A 24062-nucleotide genomic window follows, 5' to 3' on the forward strand; every position below is an offset into this window, starting at 1 on the left:
CCCGCCCTCATTCGTAGGTCAGTGCGCGCGTCTTGCCCCAGAACACCCGGTAGACGAACACCGTGTACGCCAGGATGGCCGGCACCACCAGCAGCGCGCCGATCAGGATGACCCACAGCCCCTGCGGATGCCCGGCGGCCTGCCAGATGTCCATGCGACCGATGACCATCTCCGGGAAGATGCTGTAGGCCAGCCCCTGGAAGGCCAGCAGGAAGATGCCCACCGTGCCGACGAACGGCGCCCAGCACCACGCATCGTTGCCGGCCGCCTGGCGGCTGGCCAGGCGCGGCAGGCCGACCCACAGGGCCAGCAGCAAGGCGGCGGTGACCACGGGCAGCGGCAGCACCAGCAGAAACTCCGGCAGCGTGAACCACTTGGCGGCGATGCGTTGGCTGACCAGCGGGGTGATCAGCGATACCGCCGCCACGCCCAGCGCCGCGCCCACCAGCGCGCGGCGGGCCCAGGCGCAGGCGCGCGCCTGCAAACGTCCTTCCCCCTTCATGATCAGCCAGGTAGCGCCGAGCAGCGCGTAGGCCGCCGCCAGCCCCACGCCGGCCAGCAGCGCGAAGATCCAGGCCAGCGCGCCGGGCGCGAAGCCGGTGAGGAAGCGCCCCAGCATCACCCCCTGCGCCAGCGCCGTGACCAGCGAACCGGCGGCGAACGCGGCATTCCACCAGCGCTTGTGGTCGGCATGCGCCTTGACGCGGAAATCGAAGGCCACGCCGCGCAGGATCAGGCCGATCAGCATGATCGCCACCGGCAGGTAGAGCGCGCCCAGGATCACTCCGTTGGCGGTCGGGAAGGCCACCAGCAGCAGGCCGATGCCGAGCACCAGCCAGGTTTCGTTGGCATCCCAGAACGGCCCGATGGAGGCGATCATCCAGTCCTTTTCCTCTTCGCCGGCAAAGGGCAGCAGCAGGCCCACGCCCAGGTCGTAGCCGTCCAGCACCACGTAGAGCAGGATCGCCAGGGCCATCAGGGCGGCGAAGATCACCGGCAGCCAGTATGCTTCGTCCATCACACCGCCTCCTGTAGCGTTGTCGCGGCCACTTCCCCGCCGCCCTTGGCTGTCTTGCGCGCCAGGTGGAAGACCACCGAGACGTAGGCGATCAGCAGCACCACATAGACCGCCAGATACATCAACAGCGAGGTGAGCACCATGCCGGCGGATACGCTGGAAGCCGCATCGGCGGTCTTCAGCACGCCATGCACCAGCCAGGGCTGGCGGCCGATCTCGGTGACGTACCAGCCGGCCACCGTGGCGACCCAGCCGGAGAAGGTCATGCCCACCAGCACGCGCGCCAGCCACGGCCGCAGCTCGCCGCCCCGGCGCAGCTGCCAGGCGGCGGCCCAGGCGCTGGCGAGCATCAGCAGGCCCACGCCGACCATGATGCGGAAGCTCCAGAACACCTTGGCCACCGGCGGATGCTCGTCGCCGAATTCGGACAGCCCGCGCAGTTCGCCGTCCCACTCGTGGGTGAGGATCAGGCTCGCCAGCCCGGGTACACCCAGCGCGTAGTCGTTGCTGCGCGTGGCCTCGTTGGGCAGGGCGAACAGCAGCAGCGGCGCGGCGCGCTCGGTGTGCCAGATGCCCTCGATGGCGGCAATCTTCTCCGGCTGGTGCTTCAGGGTGTTCAGGCCGTGCAGGTCGCCGACGAAGATCTGCAGCGGGATCAGACAGGCCGCCAGCACCACCCCGGTGCGCAGCGCTTTCTCCAGCCCGGCCGAACGCTCGCCGCGCAGCCAGCGGTAGGCCGAGATGCCGGCGATCAGGAAGGCGGTGGTCAGCCCGGAGGCGATCAGCATGTGGGTCAGCCGGTAGGGCATCGACGGATTGAAGATGGCCGCCCACCAGTCGGTGATGATCGCCTGCCCATCGACCATCTCGAAGCCGGCCGGGGTCTGCATCCAGGAATTCAGCACCAGAATCCAGAATGCCGAGGCACTGGTGCCCAGCGCCACCAGCACAGTGGCCAGCGTGTGCACGCGGTTGGACACGCGCTGGCGGCCGAACAGCATCACGCCCAGGAAGGTCGCTTCCAGGAAGAAGGCGGTCATGATCTCGTAGGCCAGCAGCGGCCCGGCGATGTTGCCGACGGTTTCCATGTAGCCCGGCCAGTTGGTGCCGAACTGGAAGCTCATGGTCACGCCGCTGACCACGCCCATCGCGAAGGTCAGCGCGAACACCTTCACCCAGAAGCCGTAGGCCTGCATCCAGGCCTCGTCTCCGCTGGCGTCGAAGCGCCGCTTGAAGTACAGCAGCACCCAGGCCAGCGCGATGCTGATGGTGGGAAACAGGATGTGGAAGGTGATGTTGGCGGCGAACTGGATGCGCGCCAGCACCAGGGAGTCGAGTTCCATCGGCACCTCCTGCGGAACCGCTGCGCAGCGCGAAGCGTTCCTTCATTCTGAAAGCCGGGCCGACCCCTGGCTACCCAGGAGCGCCCTGCTCCGTCAGCCTTGTCCCACCCTAGCCCAGCGCGCGCAGGCTCGCCAGCGGCGGGCGGGCGAGCAGCCCGCGCACGCCCAGCCAGCCGCCCGCCAGCACGCCCAGGGCGCCCAGCACAGCGCCGCCGAACAGCGGCAGCAAGCCCGGCAGGTACGCCATGCGGAACACCTGCTCGGCCAGCACCCAGCCGATGGCACTGGCGCCGATCCCGGCCAGCGCGCCGGCCACCGCGCCGAGCACGGCGAATTCCGCCACCAGCGCGTGGCGCACCTGGCGGTCGCGCGCGCCCAGGGTGCGCAGCATGGCCAGTTCGTACTCGCGCTCGTCATGGGTGGATTGCAGCGCGGCGTAGAGCACCACCACGCCGGCGGCCAGCGCGAAGCCGAAGACGAACTGCACCACCAGGATCAGCTTGTCCATGATCTCGCGGACCTGGGCGAGCACCGCGCCGATGTCGATCACCGTGAGATTGGGGTAGGCATGCACCAGCCGGGAGATGAAGCCGTTCTGCTCGGGCGGCAGGTGGAAGCTGGTGATCATGCTCGCCGGGTGCTCTTCCAGCACGCCCGGCGAGGCGATGAAGAAGAAGTTCACCCGCATGGAATCCCAGTCCAGCTTGCGCACGCTGGTGATCGGCGCGCTCACCGCGCGCCCGGCGATCTCGAAGCTCACTTCGTCGCCGATCTTCAGCCCGAAGGTCTGCGCCAGCCCTTCCTCGATGGAGAACTGCGGCGTCGCCGCGTCGCCGTGCCACTGCCCGCCGACCAGCTCGTTGCCGGACGGCAGACGGGTGCCGTAGGACAGGTTGAATTCGCGCTCCACCAGCCGGCGGGCGCGGTCGTCCTCATAGCCGTCCGGGTCGATCGGCGCGCCGTTGATCGCCGTGAGGCGCCCGCGGATCATCGGCTGCAGTTCGGCTTCTGCCAGGCCAGCCTCGCGGAACTGGGCGAGGATGCCGTCGCGCTGGTCGGGCTGGATGTTGATGATGAAGCGGTTGGGCGCGTCCGCCGAGGTGGCCTGCCGCCAGTTGTCGAGCAGATCCGCGCGGATCAGCGTGAGCAGCAGCAAGGCGGTCAGCCCCACGCCCAGCGCGGTGGCCTGGATCACGCTGCCGCCCATGCGCCGGCCCAGGGCCGCCAGCCCGTAGCGCCAGCCGCCCGCCGGGCCGCCGGCGCGCAGGCGCGCGGCCAGCCCCAGCGCGCCGCGCGCGGCCAGGGCGAACACCCCCAGTGCCGCGCCGAAGCCGCCGGCCACCATCGCGCCCAGGCGCAGATCGGCGGCGATCCACAGCACGATGGCGATCAGCGCCACCACGCCGGCCACCCAGGCCGCGCCGGAAACCGGCTCCACGCCGCCCAGTTCGCGGCGCAGCACGCGCAGCGTGGGCACCGCGCCCAGGCGCAGCAGTTGCGGCAGCGCGAAGCCCACCAGCAGCACCAGCCCGACGGCCACGCCATGCGCCAGCGGCAGCAGCGAGGGCGCCGGCAGGCTGGTGGCCACCACCCCGGCGATCACCGTGGCCAAGCCGAACTGGATCAGCCAGCCGAGCGCCGAGCCGGCAGCCGCTGCGGCCAACCCGAGCAGCAGGAATTCGCCGACGAACAGGCGCAGCACCTGCCCCTGCCCGGCGCCCAGGCAGCGCATCACCGCGCAGCCGTCCAGATGGCGGCGCATGAAGCGGCGCGACGACAGGCCCACCGCCACCGCCGCGAGAATCACCGCGAGCAGCGCCGCCAGGCGCAGGAAACGCTGCGCGCGGTCCAGCGCGGCGCGCACTTCGGGGCGCGCGTTCTCAATGGTTTCCACCGCCTCGCCGCGTCCGAGATTGGCACGCGCCCAGCTTTCGAAACCGGCCACCGCCTCCGCCGTGCCGGCCAGATGCAGACGCCAGGTGGCGCGGCTGCCTTCGACCAGCAGCCCGGTGGCGGGCAGGTCGGCGGCGTTGAAGATGGCGCGCGGCAGCAGGCTGAAGAAGTTGGCGCCACGATCCGATTCGAAGGTGATCATGCCGCCGACGCGGAACTCCACCAGACCAAGGCCGACCAGATCGCCCACCCGCACGCCCAGATCGGCGAACAGGCGTTCGTCCAGCCACACCTCGCCGCGCTCCGGCACGCGGCCGGCATCCACGCCGGGCTCGTTGGGCGCGAGGGCGATGCGCACCGCGCCGCGCAGCGGGTAGCCCTCTTCCACCGCCTTCACGCCGGCCAGCACGGCGCGCTCCTCGGTGCTCGCCATGCTGGTGAACAGCGTGGTGCCGGTGGTTTCCAGCCCCAGGCGGCGCGCTTCGTCGGTGAAGGAGGTCGACCACGGATGATCGGCGCGCAGCAGCAGATCGCCGCCGAGCAGTTGGTTGGCCTCGCGGTCCAGCCCGCGCCCGACGCGGTCGGCGAGGAAGCCCACGCTGGTCAGGCTGGCCACCGCGATCAGGATGGCGAGCCCGAGCAGGTGGAGTTCACCGGCGCGCAGGTCGCGCAGCATCATGCGGTAGGCGAGGCGGAGGGTGTTCATCGGGCGGGCGCGGGAAGGTTCAGGTGTTCGACGGACCCAGCGCGCGGCGCACAAGTTCCGTCCAGTAGGCCACGCCCACCGGCAGCACGTCGTCGTTGAAGTCGTAGCGCGGGTTGTGCAGCGTGCAGCCGCCCTCTCCCGATCCGTTGCCGATCCACACGTAGCAGCCCGGTTTCTTCTGCAGGAAGAAGGCGAAATCCTCCGCGCCCATGCTGGGCCGTGCGGCGGTGTTCACCGCCTCCCCGCCGGCCACGGTGCGCGCCACGGCGGCGCACAGCGCGGCTTCCGGCGCGCTGTTGACCGTCGGCGGATAGCCGTGCCGGTAGGCGAAGTCGATGCGCGTGCCGGTGGCCGCCGCGACGCCCTCGCACAGCCGGGCGAGCTGGCGCTCCACGTGGTCCTGCACGCTTTCCGAGAAGGCGCGCACGGTGCCGGCGAGCTCGGCCTTTTCGGGGATCACGTTGTAGGCTTCGCCGGCGTGGAACTGGGTGATGGACACCACCGCCGCGTCGATCGGGTCGAGCGTGCGCGCCACGATGGTCTGCGCGGCCTGCACCAGCGCGGCGCCGGCGGTGACCGGGTCGGTGCCCAGGTGTGGCATGGCGGCGTGCGCGCCGTGGCCGGCCACTTCGATGTCGAAGCGGTCCGCGCTGGCCATCACCGGGCCGCTGTGCACGGCGAAATGCCCGGCGGGCAGGCCCGGCCAGTTGTGCATGCCGTAGATGGCGTCCATCGGGAAGCGTTCGAACAGGCCGTCCTCGATCATCGCGCGGGCGCCGCCCTCGCCTTCCTCGGCGGGCTGGAAGACCAGATACACGGTGCCGTCGAAGTCCGGCGCGGCAACCAGCGCCTCGGCCGCGCCGAGCAGCATGGCGGTGTGGCCGTCGTGCCCGCAGGCGTGCATGCGCCCGGGGTGGCGCGACTTGTGTTCGAATTCGTTGTGTTCCTGCATGGGCAGCGCGTCCATGTCGGCGCGCAGGCCGATGGCGCGCGGGGAAGCGCCATTGCGGATCACCCCGACCACACCGGTGCCGCCGAGGCCGCGATGCGTCTCGATGCCCAATCCTTGCAGATGGGCCGCCACCAGCTCGGCGGTACGGTGCTCGGCGAAGGCCAGTTCCGGGTGGGCGTGCAGATCGCGGCGGATTTCCGCCAGGCGCGCGAAATCCGCGCCGGTCTGTTTCGGGGTGCTCATGGCGTCACCTGGGATCGGTAAGCTGTCTCTGCTGGAACGGTCTATTACACCACGATGCGTGCCGCCGGCACATGCCGGAATGGTGCGCACCGAAAGCGGGCATGCACATACACGGTGCGCCCGTTGCGGCATACCGCCCGTGAACACCTGCACACGGCGCGGCGGAACATGGCGCAAGAATTGCTGTACGCCTGCAAGCCCTTCGTCGAGGAAGTCTTCATGTCGATCCATGTAGCGCTCCACCACGTCACCCGCTACCGCTACGACCGGCCGATCAACCTCGGCCCGCAGATCGTCCGCCTGCGCCCGGCGCCGCACAGCCGCACGCGCATCCTGTCCTACTCGCTGAAGGTGTCGCCGGTGCAACACTTCATCAACTGGCAGCAGGACCCGCAATCCAACTACCTGGCCCGCCTGGTGTTCCCGGAGAAGACCACGCATTTCGACATCGAGGTCGATCTGGTGGCCGAGATGTCGGTCATCAACCCCTTCGACTTCTTCCTCGAACCCTACGCCGAGGAATTCCCCTTCCAGTACGAGGACTGGCAGCGCAACGAACTGGCGCCCTACATCAGCAAGCTGCCGCTCACGCCCCGGCTCCAGACCTATCTGGACAGCGTGCCGCGCGAACCCAGGCAGAGCGTGAACTTCCTGGTGGAGCTCAACCAGAAGCTCTACGAGCACATCCGCTACCTGATCCGCATGGAACCGGGCGTACAGACGCCCGAGGAAACCCTGGAAAAGCAGTCCGGCTCGTGCCGCGACTCGGCCTGGCTGCTGGTACAGCTGGCCCGCCACCTGGGGCTGGCGGCGCGCTTCGTGTCCGGCTACCTGATCCAGCTCACCCCGGACGTCAAATCGCTGGACGGCCCCAGCGGCCCGGACGCCGACTTCACCGACCTGCACGCCTGGTGCGAGGTCTATCTGCCCGGCGCGGGCTGGATCGGCCTGGACCCGACCTCCGGCCTGTTCGCCGGCGAGGGCCACATCCCGCTGTCGTGCACGCCGGAGCCCGGCTCCGCCGCGCCGGTCACCGGCGTGCTTGACGAGTGCGAGGTGGATTTCGAACACGAGATGAAGGTCACCCGCATCTGGGAGGCACCGCGCGTCACCAAGCCCTACACCGAGGAACAATGGCGCGAGATCGAGGCGCTGGGCCACGCCATCGATGCCGACCTGCAAGCCCATGACGTACGCCTGACCCAGGGCGGCGAGCCCACCTTCGTCTCGGTGGACGACCCCGACGGCGCAGAATGGAACACCGCCGCGCTGGGCCCGGACAAGAAGCGCCTGTCCACCGAGCTGTACCACCGCATGCGGCAGAGATACGCACCGCGCGGGCTGGTGCATTTCGGCCAGGGCAAGTGGTACCCCGGCGAGCAGTTGCCGCGCTGGTCGCTGAACTGCTTCTGGCGCAAGGACGGCGAGCCGATCTGGGAAGACAGCCTGCTGATCGCCGACGAGCACGCCCACGGCAACGCCGACGAACACGCCGCCGGCGATTTCCTGCACGCGCTGGCCGAACGCCTGGGGCTGGACCCGAAATACGCCTTCCCGGCCTATGAAGACGCCTTCTACTTCCTGTGGCGCGAACGCCGCCTGCCCACCAACGTCGATCCCCTGGATTCGCGTCTCGACGACCCGCTGGAACGCGCCCGCCTGGCGCGCGTGTTCAGCCGCGGGCTGGACCGCGTGACCGGCCACGTGCTGCCCATCGCGCGCAATGCCGCCGGCACCGGCTGGCAGACCGGCCAGTGGTTCCTGCGCAGCGAGCGCTGCTATCTGGTGCCCGGCGATTCCGCGCTGGGCTATCGCCTGCCGCTGGATTCGCAGCCCTGGGTGGCCGAGGGCGACTACCCCTGGATCCACCAGCCCGACCCGTTCGACCACTATCCGCCGCTCGCCCCGCACGCCGCGCTGCGCCGCCAGTTCGGTCCCGGCGAGGTCGGCCCCGCCGGTTTCCGTGCAGCGCCCGCCAACGGACGCGGACGCGCCGCCGCGCGGGCGCCGGAAAACACCGTGCAACGCCCGGCGGCCGGCGAATCCGCCGCCGAGGTCACCCGCACCGCGCTGTGCGCGGAAGCGCGCGACGGCACGCTGTACCTCTTCATGCCGCCGCTGGCCCAGTTGGACGATTACCTGGAACTGGTCGCCGCCATCGAGGCCACCGCCGCCGAACTGGCCCAGCCGGTGCTGCTGGAAGGCTACGAGCCGCCGCGCGATCCGCGCCTGGCGCAGTTCCGCATCACCCCGGACCCCGGCGTGGTGGAGGTCAACATCCACCCGGCGGAAAACTGGGACGAACTGGTCGAGCAGACCACCCACCTGTACGACGCCGCCCACCACTCGCGCCTGACCACCGAGAAATTCATGCTCGACGGCCGCCACACCGGCACCGGCGGCGGCAACCACTTCGTCCTGGGCGGCGCCACCCCGGCGGATTCGCCCTTCCTGCGCCGTCCGGACCTGCTGAAGAGCCTGATCGCCTACTGGCACAACCACCCCTCGCTGTCCTATCTGTTCTCGGGCATGTTCATCGGCCCCACCTCGCAGGCCCCACGCATCGACGAGGCGCGCAACGACTCGGTGTACGAGATCGAACTGGCCTTCCGCGAGATGCAGCGCGTCTGCACCCAGCACGCCAACGGCTGCCCGCCGTGGATGGTGGACCGCCTGTTGCGCAACCTGCTCATCGACGTCACCGGCAACACCCATCGCGCCGAGTTCTGCATCGACAAGCTGTACTCCCCCGACGGCCCCACCGGCCGCCTCGGCCTGCTGGAACTGCGCGCCTTCGAGATGCCGCCGCACGCACGCATGAGCCTGACCCAGCAACTGCTGCTGCGCGCGCTGGTGGCGCGCTTCTGGAAGCAGCCCTATGAACCCGCCAATCTGGCGCGCTGGGGCACCGAACTGCACGACCGCTTCCTGCTGCCGCACTTCGTCTGGCAGGACTTCAGCGACGTGATCGACGAACTGCGCGCCGACGGCTATCCATTGAGCGCCGACTGGTTCGCCCCGCACCAGGAATTCCGCTTCCCCAAGTACGGCGACCTCGACGTGCGCGGCATGACCCTGGAACTGCGCGCCGCGCTGGAGCCCTGGCACGTGATGGGCGAGGAAGGTGCCATCGGCGGCACGGTGCGCTACGTCGATTCCTCGGTGGAGCGCCTGCAGGTCAAGCTCAGTGGCGCCGCGCCGCAACGTTACCGGGTGACCTGCAACGGCCGCACGGTGCCGCTGGTACCCACCGGCACGGTGGGCGAATTCGTCGCCGGGGTGCGCTACCGCGCCTGGCAGCCGGCCTCCTGCCTGCACCCGACCATCGGCGCGCACGGCCCGCTGGTGTTCGACGTGGTCGACACCTGGAACGAGCGCAGCCTGGGCGGCTGCCAGTATCACGTAGCACATCCGGGCGGACGCAATTTCGACACCTTCCCGGTGAACGCCTTCGAGGCCGAAAGCCGCCGCCTGGCGCGCTACTTCCGCATGGGCCACACTCCTGGCAAGTTGCACGCCGACGACGCGCGGATCAACCCTGAATTCCCGTTCACGCTAGACTTGCGCCAGTAATCAACCGATGCGCCGCTCCCCCGAGCGGCGCATCTCGTTTTGTCCGCCACCATGCCCGCCGGCCTGATCGAAACCTATCCGTTCGCCGCCGACCGCTACGACGAGATGCTCGCCGCCGCGGGTCAGCCACGCGCCCACTGGCGGGCGTTCGCCGAACGCCTGGGCGGCTTCCCCGAGGAAGCCCTGCTCCAGCGCGCCGATTTCGTGCGCAACGCCATTGAATCGGACGGCGTCACCTACAACGTCTACACCGACCCCAAGGGCACCAAGCGCCCCTGGGAGCTGGACATGCTGCCGCTGATCGTCGGCGCGGACGAATGGGCCGCGCTGAGCGACGCGGTGGCCCAGCGCGCCCGCCTGCTCAACGCCATCCTCGCCGACCTGTACGGCCCGCGCGCGCTGCTTGCCGAGGGCCTGCTGCCGCCCGCGCTGGTGTTCGGCCAGCACGGCTACAAGTGGCCCTGCCAGGGCGTGCAGCCGCCTGCGGGCATCTGGCTGCACAGCTACGGGCTCGATCTGGCGCGCGCGCCGGACGGCAAGTGGTGGGCGATCGCCGACCGCACCCAGGGACCCTCCGGGGCCGGCTACGCGCTGCAGAACCGCATCATCGTCTCGCGCACCTTTCCCGACGCCTTCCGCGAACTGCACGTGCAGCCGCTGGCAGCCTATTTCCGCGCCATGCAGGACAGCCTGGCGCGCCTGGCGCCCAGCGACGACGAGGCGCCGCTGTCCGTGCTGCTGACCCCCGGACCGTACAACGAAACCTATTTCGAACACGCCTTCCTGGCGCGCTACCTGGGCTTCCCGCTGGTCGAGGGGCAGGATCTCACCGTGCGCGACGACACGGTATACCTGAAGACCCTGCGCGGCCTGCGCCGCGTGCATGCGATCCTGCGCCGCCTGGACGACGATTTCTGCGACCCGCTGGAACTGCGCGCCGACTCCGCGCTGGGCATCCCCGGCCTGCTCGGCGCCATCCGCGCCGGCCGCGTGCTGATGGCCAACCAGATCGGCAGCGGCGTGCTCGAATCGGCCGCCCTGCTCGGCTTCCTACCGGCGATCTGCGAGCGTCTGCTCGGCGAGGCGCTGAAGATGCCCTCGGTGGCCACCTGGTGGTGCGGCGAGGAACCGGCGCTGGAATACGTGCTGGAGCACCTCGACGAACTGGTCATCAAGCCGGCCTTCTCCTCCATGCACATGGAAGCGGTGTTCGGCCACGAACTCAAGGGCGAGGCGCGCCGCCGCATGATCGAGCGCATCGTCGCCCAGCCGCACGCCTACGTCGGCCAGGAATGGGTGCGCCTGTCGCAGGCGCCGGTGTGGAACCGCCGGCTGATGCCGCGCTCGGTGGGCATGCGGGTATTCGCCGCGGCCACCCCGGACGGCTACACGGTGATGCCCGGCGCGCTGGGCCGCGTGGCGCCGCGCGCCGGCATGGAAGTCATCTCCATGCAGCGCGGCGGCCTCTCCAAGGACACCTGGATCCGCGCCGACGCGCCGGTGGTGCGCACCAGCCTGCTGAAGCGCCGCCTGGGGGTCATCGACCTGGTGTGCGGCGGCGCCGACATTCCCTCGCGCGTGGGCGAGAACCTGTTCTGGATGGGGCGCTACGCCGAGCGCTGCGAAGCCGGCGCGCGCCTGCTGCGCGCCGCGCTGGTGCGCGTATCGAGCTCCGAGCCGGACAGCGAACTCAAGCTCTCCGGCCTGTTCAGCGCCGCACGCCGCGCCGGCGTGCTGCCCACCCCGGACGAGGACAGCCAGCCGACCACCGCCGAGGAAGCCCTGCTCGGCGCGCTCACCGATCTCGACCATCCCGGCTCGGTGGCCGCCAACCTGCGCGCCCTGGCGTTCTCCGCCGGGCATGTCAAGGAACGCCTGTCCTCCGACAACTGGCACGCGCTGAACCGCCTGGAGCAGTTGCTCTCGCACCCCATCGCCAGCGTGGACCAGGCGCTCCCGGCCATCGACCAAGTGATGCTGTCGTGCATCTCCATGGCCGGCTTCGCCATGGACGACATGACCCGCGACGAGGGCTGGCGCTTTCTCATCCTCGGCCGCCGCATCGAGCGCCTGGCCGGCCTCGCCACGCTGCTCTCCGAGCCGCTCGAACACGGCGTGCAGGAACGCGAGCGCATGTACGAATGGCTGCTGGAAGCGGCCAACTCCATCGTCACCTACCGCGCGCGCTACCGCCGCGTGCCGGAACTGCTGCCGCTGGTGCATCTGCTGGTGTTCGACAACACCAACCCGCATTCCATCGGCTTCCAGGTGGATGCGCTGCAGCGCTACCTGAGCCGCACCGCGCGCGAACTGGGGCATCCCTACCCCTCGCTGCTGATCGATCCGCTGGCGCGCCGGCTGGCCGATTTCGACCTCACCCGCTTCGAGGCGGACGACTGCGAACTGGCGGTGGGCACGCTGCGCACCCTGCTCGGCGAAGCCGAGGAAGCCGCCAACGACCTGTCCGAGGAAGTGCACCGGCGCTTCTTCATCCACACCGTGCGGCCGATGCACCTGCGGAGGGTGGCATGAACAAGCCCGCCAAGGCCCCGCTGCGCTACCACGTGCGTCACGACACGCGCTACGACTACGACCAGCCGGTGGGCGAATCGCGCCAGTTGCTGCGCCTCGCGCCGCGCGAACTGCCTTGGCAGCACGTGCGCGACCATCGCCTGGAAATCGACCCGGAACCGGCGCGCCGGCGGTGCTTCGTCGATGGGCTGGGCAATCTCGCCGAGATGCTCAATTTCGAGCGCGACCACGACGCGCTGTTCATCCGCGCGGAGAGCTGGGTGGAACTGCGCCCGCGCACCCTGCCCGCGCTGGACCGCACGCCGCCCTGGGAAACGGTGCGCGACGGGCTCGAATACCGCGCCGGCCGCCGGCTGGACGCCGAGCGCCTGGAGGCCTGCGCCTACCTGTTCGAATCGCGCCACGTGCGCGTCAAGCGCGAATTCGCCGAATACGCCGCACAGGACTTCCCTGCCGGCACCCCGCTGCTGGCTGGCGTGGACCGGCTGATGCGGCGCATCTTCGCCGAATTCACCTTCGACCCCGAGGCCACCGACGTGTCCACGCCGGTCACCGAGGTGTTCGAGAAGCGCCGCGGCGTGTGCCAGGACTTCGCCCATTTCATGCTCTCCTGCCTGCGCTCGCTGGGCCTGCCGGCGCGCTACGTCAGCGGCTACCTGCTCACCCGCCCGCCGCCCGGCAAGCCGCGCCTGATCGGCGCGGACGCCACGCACGCCTGGGTGTCGGTGTATTGCCCCGGCCACGGCTGGGTGGATTTCGACCCCACCAACGCGCTGATGCCCGACCTGGAGCACATCACCCTGGGCTGGGGGCACGATTTCGCCGACGTCTCGCCGCTGCGCGGGGTGATCCTCGGCGGCGGCGAACACGAACCGGAAATCGCCGTCACCGTGGTGCCCGAGGACGAATTCGCCACCCTCTACGGCACCGCCCAGCTCCCCGGCCTGGCCTCGGCCTGATGAACAGGCTGACGCTCGAACGCCGACAGGTCTGGATCTATCTCGCCGCCATCGCCACCGGACTCGCGCTGGGCAACGCCGCACCCGGACTGCGCGGCACGCTGGAAGCGGCGCTATGGCCCGTGCTGGCCCTGCTGCTCTACGCCACCTTCGTGCAGATTCCCCTGCTGCACGTGCGCAGGGCCTTGCGCGACCGGCGCTTCATCCTCGCCATCGTGCTCGGCAACTTCGTCGCCATTCCGCTGCTGGTATGGGCCTTGTTGCAGGCCCTGCCGGACGAGCCGGCCCTGCGCCTGGGCGTCGCCCTGGTTCTGCTGACCCCCTGCACCGACTGGTTCATCACCTTCACCCAGCTGGGGCGCGGCGACACCGCGCGGGCCATCGCGGTCACCCCGCTCAATCTGCTGGCGCAGGTACTGTTGCTGCCGGTCTATCTGTGGTGGTTGATGCCCGCCGGCAGCGTGCAGGCCGCCTTCGATCCGCGCGAACTGCTGCCGGTGGTCGCCGCGCTGATCGGCCTGCCGCTGGCCGCCGCCGCGCTCAGCGAACGCTGGATCGAGGCACGCCCGCAGCGCGCCGTGTGGCGCGCGCGCCTGGGCTGGTGGTCGGTGCCGCTGCTGGCGCTGACCTTGCTGCTGATCGCCGCCGCCCAGGTGGACGCAATGCGCAGCGCGGCACCGTGGATTGCCGCGACCCTGCCGGTGTTCGTCGTGTTCCTCGCCGCGGTGCTGTGGATTGCCCTGGGGCTGGCCAGGCTGCTGGAACTGCCCGCGACCAGCGGGCGCACGCTGGCCTTCAGCCTGGGCACGCGCAACTCCTTCGTCGTGCTGCCCATCGCCCTGGCCCTGCCGCCCGGCTGGGAGGCCGCCATCGTGGTGATCGTGCTGCAATCGCTGGTCGAGCTGTTCGGCATGGTCGCCTGCCTGTGGTTGGTACCCGGACGCCTGTTCCCCGCGCCGCGCTGAGCGGCCCCCGCTCCCCATGAAGCTGTTCTACGCCGACCACTTCGTCCTGCCGCTGCCGGCCGGCCACCGCTTCCCGATGGAAAAGTACGCCGGCCTGCGCGCCCGCCTGCAAGCCGGCGGACGATTCGCCGCCGCAGATTTCCACGTCCCCGAGGCCGCCGGCGACGTCGCCCTGCTGCGCGCCCACGACGCGGCCTACCTGCGCCGCGTGGCGGATGGCACGCTGGACGCCGCCGAAATCCGCCGCATCGGCTTTCCCTGGTCGGCCGCCATGGTGGAACGCTCGCGGCGTTCGGCCGGCGCCACGCTGGCCGCCTGCCGCGCCGCGCTGGAGGACGGCTGCGCGGCCAATCTGGCAGGCGGCACGCATCACGCCCACCGCGATTTCGGCTCGGGCTTCTGCGTGTTCAACGACGCGGCGGTGGCCGCGCTGGCGATGCTGGCCGAAGGACGCGCCACGCGCGTGGCGGTGATCGACTGCGACGTGCATCAGGGCGACGGCACGGCGGCCATCCTGGCCGGCAACCCGGCCGCCTTCACGCTGAGCCTGCACGGCGAAAAGAACTTCCCCTTCCGCAAGGCGGTCAGCGATCTGGACATCGAACTGCCGGACGGCACACGCGACACGGAGTACCTCGCCGCGCTGGCACGCGGGCTGGACGCGGTGTTCGGCGGCTTCCGCCCCGACCTGGCGATCTACCTGGCCGGCGCCGACCCCTACGAGGACGACCGCCTCGGCCGCCTGGCGCTGAGCCGCGCCGGGCTGCTCGAACGCGACCGCCGGGTGTTCGCCGCCTGCCGTGCGGCCAGCGTGCCGGTAGCCATCGCCATGGCTGGCGGTTATGCTCGGCACATCGACGACACGGTGGCCATCCATGCCGCCACCGTGGAATGCGCCGCGAGCCTGTGGCGCGACGACCCCGAGGAGGCCCCCGCATGACCGAAGAATCCCGCATCGCCCTGCTGATCGACGCCGACAACTGCCCGGCGGCGAAGATCGAGGTGATCCTCGACGAACTGGCCAAGTACGGCGTCACCAACGTGCGCCGCGCCTACGGCAACTGGAAGAGCAGCGGACTGAAGGGCTGGGAGGAAGTGCTGCACGAATACGCCATCCAGCCCATCCAGCAGTTCGCCTACACCAAGGGCAAGAACGCCACCGACAGCGCGATGATCATCGACGCCATGGACCTGCTGTACACCCAGAAGCTCGACGCCTTCTGCATCGCCTCCTCGGATTCCGACTTCACCCCGCTGGTCATGCGCATCCGCGCCAACGGCCTGAAGGTGTACGGCTTCGGCGAGAAGAAGACGCCGATGCCCTTCGTCAACGCCTGCTCGCGCTTCCTCTACCTGGAGACCCTGGGCGTGGCGGCCCCCGCCGAGGAAGACCCGGCCGCCGCCGTGCAGAAGAAGAGCGCCAAGGAACTCAAGGGCGACGCCCGCCTGGTGACGCTGCTGCGCAACGCCGTGGACGCCTGCCTGGACGAGGACGGCTGGGCCGCGCTGTCGGCGGTGGGTTCGCACATCTCCAATCAGACCTCGTTCGACCAGCGCAACTACGGCTACAAGAAGCTCAGCGACCTGATCGAGGCCACCGGCCTGTTCGAAGCCCAGCGGCGCAATACCCACCTCTACCTGCGCGACAAGCGCACGGTGAAAAAAGCCCCGGCCTGAAGGCCCCGCGCGCGGCGTCTGGCAACCCATTATGGGTGGCCCTTGATTCGCCCGGAACGCCCACGGGCTAAGACTTTGGTACAGGTCGAGAACAAAAATCCACACATTTTGCACGGTTATTATCAAGACTGCCCGGCCGGCTGTTGGCGACGGCGCACGACTTCCGTAATATCGGGCTCTGCCCGTTTTCCCGGGTGTGTCCGGGTGTGCCCGCACACACCGTTTTCAACCGCGTTTCCATCCACCGAGCCACCGTGTTCCGTTTTTCCGCCCATCGCCGTGGCTCCCCGATCCATCGAGGCCCACGCGGCCTCCCCCCGCGCGCCGGCGGACATTCCCGCCATACAGGCAGCACACAGGAGCCCGGCCACCCATGAGCGGGCGCCGGCTTTCGCTGCGCGTGGCCCTGCCGCTGCTCCTGGGCGCGGCACTGGTCATCCTGCTGGGCAGTTCATTCGCCGGTTCGCTGTGGCAGGCCGGCGACCCGCAGCAGGCCGGCGCCGCTGCCGGAAACACGGCGCTGACCGCCCATATCCCGGGACTGCTCGCCGGCACGCTGCTGATCCTGCTGCTCGGGCTGTGGCTGTTCCGCTATCTGGTACGCCCGCTGGTCCGCCTGGAGGAAGCCGCCCGCCGGCTCGCCGTGGGCGTGGACGGTCCGCCGCTGCCGGAATCCGGGCCGCGCGAGGTCGCCCGCCTGGCGCATACCCTGAACACCCTGGAAGCGTGCATCGACACCAGCCTCGCCGCGCTGCGCGAAAGCGAGGCGCGCTACCGCCAGCTGTTCGACGCCCACCCGCTGCCGCAGTGGATCCAGGACCCGCGAACCCAGCGCATCCTGGCCGTCAATGACGCCGCCGTGGCGCAGTACGGCTACAGCCGCGAGCGCTTCCTCGCCCTGTCTCCGCAATCCCTGCTGGCCACCGCCGACCGGGCGGGCGCACTGGCCGGCGGTGGCGAGGCATGGCTGCACCGCCGCGCGGACGGCAGCCTGATCGCAGTGGAACTGAGCACGCATCCGGTGGACTGGCTGGGCACCCGGGCCGAACTGGTGAGCGCGCACGACGTCACCGCGCGGCGGGTCGCCGAGGACACCCTGCGCCTGGCCGAGGCCGCCTTCGAGACCTCCGAGGCCATCGTCATCACCGACCCGGAAGGCGTGATCCTGCGCGTCAACCAGGCCTTCACCCGCATCACCGGCTACCCGCCGGAGGAAGTCGCCGGGCAGACCCCACGCGTGCTCAAGTCCGGCTACCAGGACGCCGCGTTCTACGAGCACTTCTGGCAGCAGATCAAGGGCGTCGGGCACTGGGAGGGCGAAATCTGGAACCGCCACCGCGACGGCCACATCTACCCCGAATGGCTGCGTGTGCGTGCGGTGCGCGACGAGCGCGGCGGCATCACCCACTTCATCTCCAACTTCTTCGACCTGTCCGAGCGCAAGGCCGCCGAAGAAGCCATCCTGCGCCTGACCCGCCACGACCCGCTCACCGATCTGCCCAACCGCGCGCTGTTCCACGACCGGGTGGCGCGCGCGCTGGCCGCCGCGCGGCGTGGCGGCTCGTGCGGCGCGGTGCTGCAGCTGAATCTGGATCGCTTCAAGGCGATCAACGACGCGCGCGGCCACGCGCTGGGCGACGAACTGCTGCGCCTGGTCGGCGGCCGGCTGGCCGAGGCGCTGCACGCCGAGGACACTCTGGCCCGCCTGGGTGCGGACGAATTCGCCGTGCTGCTCAACGACCTGCATCCGCCCGCCGAGGCGGCCGCGAGCCAGGCCCACCACGTGGCGGAAAAACTGCGCACCACGCTGGAAGAGCCCTTCGAGATCCACGGCACGCGCTATCACCTGGCCGCCAGCGTCGGCGTCGCCGTATTCCCGCAGGGCCAGAACGATGCCGACGACCTGCTGCGCGAGGCCGATACCGCGCTCAACCAGGCCAAGGCCGCCGGCCGCGACGCGGTGTGCTTCTTCAAATCCGCCATGGGTGCCCAGGCCCGCGCGCGCTTCACGCTGGAATCCGAACTGCGCCATGCCATCGACGCGGGCGAACTGGCGCTGTTCCTGCAGCCCCAGGTCGATGGCGAACGCCGTCTGGTGGCCGCCGAGGCGCTGGTGCGCTGGCACCACCCGCGGCGCGGCACCATGCCGCCCGGCGTGTTCATTCCGCTGGCCGAGGAAAGCGGGCTGATCGTCGCGCTGGGCGACTGGGTGCTGCGCCGCGCCTGTGGCCTGCTGGCGCGCGAGGACGTCGCCCGCGCCGGGCTGCGCATCGCGGTGAACATGAGCCCGCGACAGTTCGCCCAGGAGGATTTCGTCGCCCGCGTGCGCCGCATCCTCGCCGACACCGGCGCGGACCCCACCCGGCTGCTCATGGAAGTCACCGAGGGCGTGATGCTCGACCGCCTGGCCGACACCATCGCCAAGATGAGCGAACTGGCCGCGCTGGGCATCCACTTCTCCATCGACGACTTCGGCACCGGCTACTCGTCGCTGGCCTATCTGAAGCGCCTGCCGATCCATGAACTGAAGATCGACAAGGCCTTCATCCAGGATGCGCCCGGCGACCCCAACGACGCCGCGCTGGTCGATGCCATCCTTGCCGTGGCCCGCCACCTCAACCTGCGCGTGGTCGCTGAAGGCGTGGAAACCGAGGAGCAGGCCGCTTTCCTGCGCGCACGCGGCCACCTGCTCTACCAGGGCTATCTGTTCGGCAGCCCGCTCGAAGCCGAGGGGCAGATCGAACGCTGGCTGGCCGAGGGCGCGCTGCGCCCGGCCGGTTGAGAAACGCGGCGATGAATGCCCTGCACGCCCTCCGCCCGATCCGCTCCCATGCCGGGACGTGGCTGCGCGCGCGCTGCGCACGGCTGCTCGCCGCCGTGCTGCTCGGGCCGGGCGCCCTCGCCGGGGCGCAGGCCTCCGCGCCGCCCAACCTGCTGTCCACGGTGCTCAGGCAGCATACCGCGGTGATGCTGTTCGTCGAACCGGACAGCGGCCGCATCGTCGACGCCAACGCCGCCGCCGAGCGCTTCTACGGCTTCGGCCCGCGCGGGCTGATCGGCCGCGGCATCGACGAGATCAACACCCTGGGCGCCGACGAAGTGGCCGCCGAGCGCAGCCGCGCGCAGGCCGAACAGCGCAACTATTTCGTCTTTCCGCACCGCCTGGCGAGCGGCGAAATCCGCACGGTGGAAGTGCATTCCTCGCCGATCCGCCTGTACGACGGCAAGAACGTGCTGTTTTCCATCGTCCACGACATCACCGGCAAGGAAGTCGCCGCCGACGAGTTGCTGGCCTACAAGAGCCGCCTGGAAGAACTGGTCACCCAGCGCACGCGCGAGGCGGTGGACGCACAGCAGCGCACCGGATACATCCTCGCCGGCGCCCTGCTCGCCCAGCTCGCGGTGATCATCGCGCTGGCCGCCAGCGCCATCCGCCACCGGCGCACCGCGCGCGAGCTGAAGCGCCGCGAGCAGCAACTCAGCACGCTGATCGACAACCTGCCCGACGTCGTGCAGTTGAAGGACGACAAGGGTCGCTGGCAGCGCGCCAACCGCTACGCGCTGGAACTGTTCGGCCTCGAGAACGTGGATTACCACGGCCTCACCGACACCGAGCTGTGCGCCCGCCAGGACGGCAGCCGGCGTGCCCTGCTCGGCCACGGGCGTTCCGACGAGGCGGCCTGGGCCGCCGGCGGCGCGCAGCGCAGCGAGGAAAGCGTGCCCACGCCGGACGGCCAGACGCTGCTGTTCGACGTCATCAAGGTACCGCTGTTCCACGCCGACGGCCGGCGCAACGGCCTGCTCAGCATCGGCCGCGACATCACCGAGCGGCGCCGCGCGGAATCCGAGGTCGCACGCCTGGCCTACTACGACCCGCTCACCAACCTGCCCAACCGCCGCCTGGTACTCGACCGCCTGGGCCACGCCCTGGCGGTGGCGCGGCGCTCCGGCCACTACGGCGCGCTGCTGCTGATCGACCTCGACTACTTCAAGACGCTCAACGACGCGCGCGGCCACGAAATGGGCGACCGCCTGCTCAAGGCCGCCGGCGAGCGCCTGGCCGAGGGCTTGCGCGAAAGCGACACGCTGGCGCGCTTCGGCGGCGACGAATTCGTCCTGCTGCTGCCGGAAATCTCCCCGCACCAGCAACTGGCCGCCGACATGGCACGCGGCGCGGCGGAGAAGACGCGCAACCTGCTCGGCAAGCCCTTCGATCTGGGCGGCGAACAGATCACCATCGGCGCCAGCATCGGCGTGAGCATCTTCCCCGCCACGCAGAGCGGAGACGTCTCCGAACTGGTCAAGCAGGCCGACACCGCGCTCTACCAGGCCAAGGCCGCCGGGCGCAACGCGGTGCGCTTCTTCGAACCGGAGATGCAGGCGCGCGCCGAGATGCGCTTCACGCTGGAGGCCGAACTGCGCCAGGCCATCGACAACAACGAACTGCGCCTGTACGTGCAGCCCCAGTTCGACGGCCAGCAGCGCATGCGCGGCGCCGAGGTGTTGCTGCGCTGGCACCACCCGCGCCGCGGGCTGATCTGGCCAGGCAGCTTCGTGCCCATCGCCGAGGAAACCGGGCTGATCGTCGAGCTGGGCGACTGGGTGCTGCGCCGTGCCTGCGGCATGCTGACCCGCCCGGAACTGGCCGAGGGCACGCTGCGCATCTCGGTGAACGTGAGCCCGCGCCAGTTCCACCACGCCGGCTTCGTCGCGCGCGTGCGCGACATCCTCGCGGAAACCGGCGCCGATCCGGCCCGCCTGACCTTCGAAGTCACCGAGGGGCTGGTCATCGACAAGGTGCACCAGACCGTCGCCACCATGTCGGAACTCAACGCGCTGGGCATCCACTTCTCGGTGGACGACTTCGGCACCGGCTACTCCTCACTGGCCTACCTGAAGCGCCTGCCGATCCAGGAATTGAAGATCGACCGCAGCTTCATCCAGGACGCGCCCAGCGATCCCAACGACGCTGCGCTGGTCGACACCATCCTGTCCATCGCCGCCCACCTGCACCTCGACGTGGTCGCCGAAGGCGTGGAAACCGAGGCCCAGGCCGCCTTCCTGGCCACCCGCGCGCCCATGCTCTACCAGGGCTATCTGTACGCCCGGCCGGAGCCGGAAGAAAGCTTCCTGGCCCGCCTGCGCGACGCCTCCCGGCGTTGAAAGGCATAAAAAAGCCGCCGGACATGCCGGCGGCCTTTCCATCCGCGCCGCAGCGCGACCGCTCAGATCACGCCCTGCGCCAGCATCGCATCGGCCACCTTGGCGAAGCCGGCCACGTTGGCACCATCCACGTAGCTCACCGAGCCGTCGGCACGCTGGCCATGGCGCAGGCAGGCGGCGTGGATGCCACACATGATCTCGCGCAGGCGGCCATCGACCTCGTCGCGCGTCCACGACATGCGCATGGCGTTCTGGCTCATTTCCAGTCCGGAAGTCGCCACCCCGCCGGCGTTGCTGGCCTTGCCCGGCGCGTACAGCACGCCGGCGTGTTCGAAGACCTTCACGGCCTCGGCGGTGGACGGCATGTTGGCGCCCTCGGCCACGCAGCGCACACCGTTGTTCACCAGCAGTTCGGCATCGCGCCCGTCCAGTTCGTTCTGCGTGGCGCACGGCAGCGCCACATCCACCGGCACGTGCCACGGCCGCACACCGGCCTCGAAGCGCGCGCCCACGCGCTCGGCGTACTCGCTGACGCGGCCGTAGCGGTGGTTCTTCACTTCCATCAGCTCGGCAAGCTTCTCGGCGGTGAAGCCGTCCTCGTCGATCACCGTGCCGGCAGAGTCCGACACCGTGACCACCTTGGCGCCGAAGGCCATGGCCTTCTCCACCGCGTACTGCGCCACGTTGCCCGAGCCGGACACCGCCACGCGCAGGCCTTCCATGCCGCTGCCAGCGTGGCGCAGCATTTCCTCGGCGAAATACACGGTGCCGTAGCCGGTGGCCTCGGGACGGATCAGCGAACCGCCGAACGACAGGCCCTTGCCGGTGAACACGCAGTCGGCGCGGTTGGAGAGCTTCTTCATCATGCCGGCCATGAAGCCGACCTCGCGTCCGCCCACGCCGATGTCGCCGGCCGGCACGTCGGTATCCGAACCCACATGGCGGAACAGTTCGCTGACGAAGGCCTGACAGAAACGCATCACCTCGCCGGGGCTCTTGCCCTTCGGATCGAAGTCGGAACCGCCCTTGCCGCCGCCCATGGGCAGCGTGGTCAGCGCGTTCTTGAAGGTCTGCTCGAAGGCGAGGAATTTCAGGATCGACAGGTTCACCGAGGGATGGAAGCGCAGGCCGCCCTTGAACGGGCCGATCGCCGAACTGTGCTGGATGCGGTAGCCGCGATTAACCCGCACCTCGCCATGGTCGTCCACCCAGGAGACGCGGAACATGATGACGCGCTCGGGCTCGACCAGGCGGTCGAGCAGGCCGTGCTCGGCATAGCGCGGATTTTCGGCGATGTAGGGCCAGATGCTCTCCATCACCTCGACCACCGCCTGCAGGAATTCCGGCTGCCCCGGATTGCGCTCCTGCACGCTGGCGAGAAATTCTTCCAGATTCGCATACTTCATCGTTTCGCTTCCTTCCCTGCCCGTTCGGACTCTCTGCACCAAAAGCATGCATTTTGGCGGAAACGACACCGCAGCGCACCAATTTTGCGCAAGAAAACGCCCTGTCTCGGTGCAAAAACCCGGACAGGGCGCGATTCGGCGCCGATGCGCCAGCGGTGGGCGGGGCAGTCAGCGCGTAGCGTGCTGGCGGGCGATCAGATCGGCAATGTCGGTATTGCCGTTGGACAGCGCCCATTCCGCCGCCGTCAGCCCCCGGTCGTTGCGCAGCGTGCTGTCGGCGCCCTGTTCGAGCAGGCGGCGCACCACGGCGATATGGCCGTTGCGCGCGGCGAGCATCAGCGCGGTGGCCTGCGCCGGGTTGCGCGCATCCACCCTGGCGCCGCGCGCGAGCAGCTTGTCGACCAGCGCCGTGTGCCCCTCGAAGGCGGCGTAGTGCAGCGGTGTCCAGCCGTCGTGGTCCACCGCCGCGCCGGCCTTGAGCAGTTGGTCGACCACGCGTCCGTGGTCGCGCAGCACGGCCAGCATCAGCGCGGATTCGCCGTTCAGGTTACGCGCATCCACCCCCGCACGATGGCTCAGCAGGGTTTCCACGGTCTGCGCGTGGCCGTCGCGCGCAGCGAGGATCAGCAGCGTGTTGCCCTGCGCATCCACGGTGTTCGGATCGATGCCACGCTGCAGCAGCGTGGCCAGTGCGCGCGTGTCGCCCAGGCGCGCCGCGCTCAGCGAGGCTTCGTAGCTGCCGCCCTGCGCGGCTGCGGCGGAAGTGATCAGCAGCGCGCCGGTGGCGGCCAGGACCTTACGCAGGATCGGGGAGACGTTCGGCATGGCGGAATAACCTGAAAAAATTGTCGGTGGTGGCCCGGGCGATCTGCTCGACGGGGACACCGCGCAGGCGCGCGATCTCTTCCGCCACATGCACCACATAGGCCGGCTGGTTGGTCTTGCCGCGGTACGGCACCGGGGCGAGGTAGGGCGCGTCCGTCTCGATCAGCAGGCGGTCGAGCGGCACCTTCGCGGCCACTTCCTTGAGCGCCGTGGCGCTCTTGAAGGTGACGATGCCGGAGAACGAGACGTGGAAGCCCTGGTCGAGCGCATCTTCGGCCACTTCCCAGGATTCGGTGAAGCAATGCATCACGCCGCCGGCCTCGCCGGCGTTTTCCTCGCGCATCACGCGCAGGGTGTCGGCGGCAGCCTCGCGGGTGTGGATGATCAGCGGCTTGCCGCAACTGCGCGCCGCGCGGATGTGCGTGCGGAAACGCGTGCGCTGCCATTCCGGCGCGTCCTTCTGCCAGTAGTAGTCCAGCCCGGTCTCGCCGATGGCCACCACACGCGGGTGGTCGGCGAGCGCCAGCAGGCGGTCCACATCCGGCTCCTCGCACCCGGCGTTGTCCGGATGCACGCCCACCGAGGCGAACAGCCCGGCATGGCGCTCGGCCAGTGCGCGCACCGCCGGAAAGGCTTCCAGGGTGACCGACACGCACAGCGCGTGGCGCACGCCGGCGGCGCGCATGGCGGCGAGCACCTCGTCCTCGCGCGCGATGAGGTCCGGCAGATCGAGATGGCAGTGGGAATCGACGTACATGAACGAATCGTGGCAATACAAAGAAAAATGCCCCGCACCCGGCTCCGACC

Annotated in this window: 15 protein-coding genes; 8 read left to right on the forward strand and 7 right to left on the reverse strand. The window is 69.8% G+C overall.

What is annotated here, in order from left to right:
• Positions 1 to 7: 7 nt before the first annotated feature.
• The 4 genes from E6C76_RS06050 to E6C76_RS06065 all read right to left on the reverse strand — a co-directional run bounded on the left by E6C76_RS06050 (position 8) and on the right by E6C76_RS06065 (position 6155).
• Entirely contained in the window at positions 8 to 1018 is a 1011-nt protein-coding gene (locus tag E6C76_RS06050) for a cytochrome d ubiquinol oxidase subunit II (protein ID WP_136347343.1), read from the reverse strand.
• On the reverse strand, positions 1018 to 2361 hold the full coding sequence (locus tag E6C76_RS06055) for a cytochrome ubiquinol oxidase subunit I (protein ID WP_136347344.1): 1344 nt from the start codon (positions 2359 to 2361) through the stop codon (positions 1018 to 1020). The genes E6C76_RS06050 and E6C76_RS06055 overlap by 1 nt, the downstream gene beginning before the upstream one ends.
• A gap of 109 nt (positions 2362 to 2470) precedes the next feature.
• Complete coding sequence (locus E6C76_RS06060; protein WP_136347345.1) at positions 2471 to 4960, reverse strand: ABC transporter permease; 2490 nt, start codon at positions 4958 to 4960, stop codon at positions 2471 to 2473.
• 19 nt (positions 4961 to 4979) lie between these two features.
• The gene (locus tag E6C76_RS06065; RefSeq protein WP_136347346.1) at positions 4980 to 6155 is read right to left on the reverse strand and encodes a M20 aminoacylase family protein; all 1176 of its coding nucleotides are present in this window, start codon (positions 6153 to 6155) and stop codon (positions 4980 to 4982) included.
• Positions 6156 to 6374: 219 nt separating this feature from the next.
• Between E6C76_RS06065 and E6C76_RS06070 the strand changes: the two genes are divergently transcribed.
• From E6C76_RS06070 to E6C76_RS06105, 8 genes are all read left to right on the forward strand, one after another.
• Positions 6375 to 9728, forward strand: a complete 3354-nt coding sequence (locus E6C76_RS06070; RefSeq protein ID WP_136347592.1) for a transglutaminase family protein — start codon at positions 6375 to 6377, stop codon at positions 9726 to 9728.
• Positions 9729 to 9767: 39 nt separating this feature from the next.
• Positions 9768 to 12260, forward strand: a complete 2493-nt coding sequence (locus tag E6C76_RS06075) for a circularly permuted type 2 ATP-grasp protein (protein ID WP_230976168.1) — start codon at positions 9768 to 9770, stop codon at positions 12258 to 12260.
• On the forward strand, positions 12257 to 13219 hold the full coding sequence (locus E6C76_RS06080; protein ID WP_136347347.1) for a transglutaminase family protein: 963 nt from the start codon (positions 12257 to 12259) through the stop codon (positions 13217 to 13219). The genes E6C76_RS06075 and E6C76_RS06080 overlap by 4 nt, the downstream gene beginning before the upstream one ends.
• The gene (locus E6C76_RS06085; RefSeq protein WP_136347348.1) at positions 13219 to 14184 is read left to right on the forward strand and encodes an arsenic resistance protein; all 966 of its coding nucleotides are present in this window, start codon (positions 13219 to 13221) and stop codon (positions 14182 to 14184) included. Before E6C76_RS06080 ends, E6C76_RS06085 begins: the two co-directional genes overlap by 1 nt.
• A 16-nt stretch (positions 14185 to 14200) precedes the next feature.
• Entirely contained in the window at positions 14201 to 15124 is a 924-nt protein-coding gene (locus tag E6C76_RS06090; RefSeq protein WP_136347349.1) for a histone deacetylase family protein, read from the forward strand.
• Entirely contained in the window at positions 15121 to 15861 is a 741-nt protein-coding gene (locus E6C76_RS06095; RefSeq protein ID WP_136347350.1) for an NYN domain-containing protein, read from the forward strand. The genes E6C76_RS06090 and E6C76_RS06095 overlap by 4 nt, the downstream gene beginning before the upstream one ends.
• 373 nt (positions 15862 to 16234) lie before the next feature.
• On the forward strand, positions 16235 to 18643 hold the full coding sequence (locus E6C76_RS06100; protein ID WP_136347351.1) for a bifunctional diguanylate cyclase/phosphodiesterase: 2409 nt from the start codon (positions 16235 to 16237) through the stop codon (positions 18641 to 18643).
• Positions 18644 to 18654: 11 nt separating this feature from the next.
• Positions 18655 to 21024, forward strand: a complete 2370-nt coding sequence (locus tag E6C76_RS06105) for a sensor domain-containing protein (RefSeq protein WP_136347352.1) — start codon at positions 18655 to 18657, stop codon at positions 21022 to 21024.
• A gap of 62 nt (positions 21025 to 21086) precedes the next feature.
• Here the strand turns inward: E6C76_RS06105 and gdhA are convergent, their stop codons facing one another.
• The 3 genes from gdhA to E6C76_RS06120 form a co-directional block, all read right to left on the reverse strand.
• Positions 21087 to 22430, reverse strand: coding sequence for an NADP-specific glutamate dehydrogenase (gene gdhA, locus E6C76_RS06110; protein ID WP_136347353.1), 1344 nt, complete (start codon positions 22428 to 22430; stop codon positions 21087 to 21089).
• A gap of 168 nt (positions 22431 to 22598) precedes the next feature.
• Positions 22599 to 23255: an ankyrin repeat domain-containing protein gene (locus tag E6C76_RS06115; protein WP_136347354.1), complete on the reverse strand. Its 657-nt coding sequence runs from the start codon at positions 23253 to 23255 to the stop codon at positions 22599 to 22601.
• Positions 23227 to 24012, reverse strand: coding sequence for a TatD family hydrolase (locus E6C76_RS06120; RefSeq protein WP_136347355.1), 786 nt, complete (start codon positions 24010 to 24012; stop codon positions 23227 to 23229). The genes E6C76_RS06115 and E6C76_RS06120 overlap by 29 nt, the downstream gene beginning before the upstream one ends.
• Positions 24013 to 24062: the final 50 nt, after the last annotated feature.

It is taken from the genome of Pseudothauera nasutitermitis (genome assembly GCF_004801295.1).
In the GTDB taxonomy this organism is placed as follows: domain Bacteria; phylum Pseudomonadota; class Gammaproteobacteria; order Burkholderiales; family Rhodocyclaceae; genus Pseudothauera; species Pseudothauera nasutitermitis.

What these genes read in the sequence shown, in the direction of transcription:
- E6C76_RS06050 (WP_136347343.1), bottom strand. Translation starts at nt 1,018, where the DNA reads ATGGACGAAGCATACTGGCTGCCGGTGATCTTCGCCGCCCTGATGGCC.
- E6C76_RS06055 (WP_136347344.1), bottom strand. Translation starts at nt 2,361, where the DNA reads ATGGAACTCGACTCCCTGGTGCTGGCGCGCATCCAGTTCGCCGCCAAC.
- E6C76_RS06060 (WP_136347345.1), bottom strand. Translation starts at nt 4,960, where the DNA reads ATGAACACCCTCCGCCTCGCCTACCGCATGATGCTGCGCGACCTGCGC.
- E6C76_RS06065 (WP_136347346.1), bottom strand. Translation starts at nt 6,155, where the DNA reads ATGAGCACCCCGAAACAGACCGGCGCGGATTTCGCGCGCCTGGCGGAA.
- E6C76_RS06070 (WP_136347592.1), top strand. Translation starts at nt 6,375, where the DNA reads ATGTCGATCCATGTAGCGCTCCACCACGTCACCCGCTACCGCTACGAC.
- E6C76_RS06080 (WP_136347347.1), top strand. Translation starts at nt 12,257, where the DNA reads ATGAACAAGCCCGCCAAGGCCCCGCTGCGCTACCACGTGCGTCACGAC.
- E6C76_RS06085 (WP_136347348.1), top strand. Translation starts at nt 13,219, where the DNA reads ATGAACAGGCTGACGCTCGAACGCCGACAGGTCTGGATCTATCTCGCC.
- E6C76_RS06090 (WP_136347349.1), top strand. Translation starts at nt 14,201, where the DNA reads ATGAAGCTGTTCTACGCCGACCACTTCGTCCTGCCGCTGCCGGCCGGC.
- E6C76_RS06095 (WP_136347350.1), top strand. Translation starts at nt 15,121, where the DNA reads ATGACCGAAGAATCCCGCATCGCCCTGCTGATCGACGCCGACAACTGC.
- E6C76_RS06100 (WP_136347351.1), top strand. Translation starts at nt 16,235, where the DNA reads ATGAGCGGGCGCCGGCTTTCGCTGCGCGTGGCCCTGCCGCTGCTCCTG.
- E6C76_RS06105 (WP_136347352.1), top strand. Translation starts at nt 18,655, where the DNA reads ATGAATGCCCTGCACGCCCTCCGCCCGATCCGCTCCCATGCCGGGACG.
- gdhA (WP_136347353.1), bottom strand. Translation starts at nt 22,430, where the DNA reads ATGAAGTATGCGAATCTGGAAGAATTTCTCGCCAGCGTGCAGGAGCGC.
- E6C76_RS06115 (WP_136347354.1), bottom strand. Translation starts at nt 23,255, where the DNA reads ATGCCGAACGTCTCCCCGATCCTGCGTAAGGTCCTGGCCGCCACCGGC.
- E6C76_RS06120 (WP_136347355.1), bottom strand. Translation starts at nt 24,012, where the DNA reads ATGTACGTCGATTCCCACTGCCATCTCGATCTGCCGGACCTCATCGCG.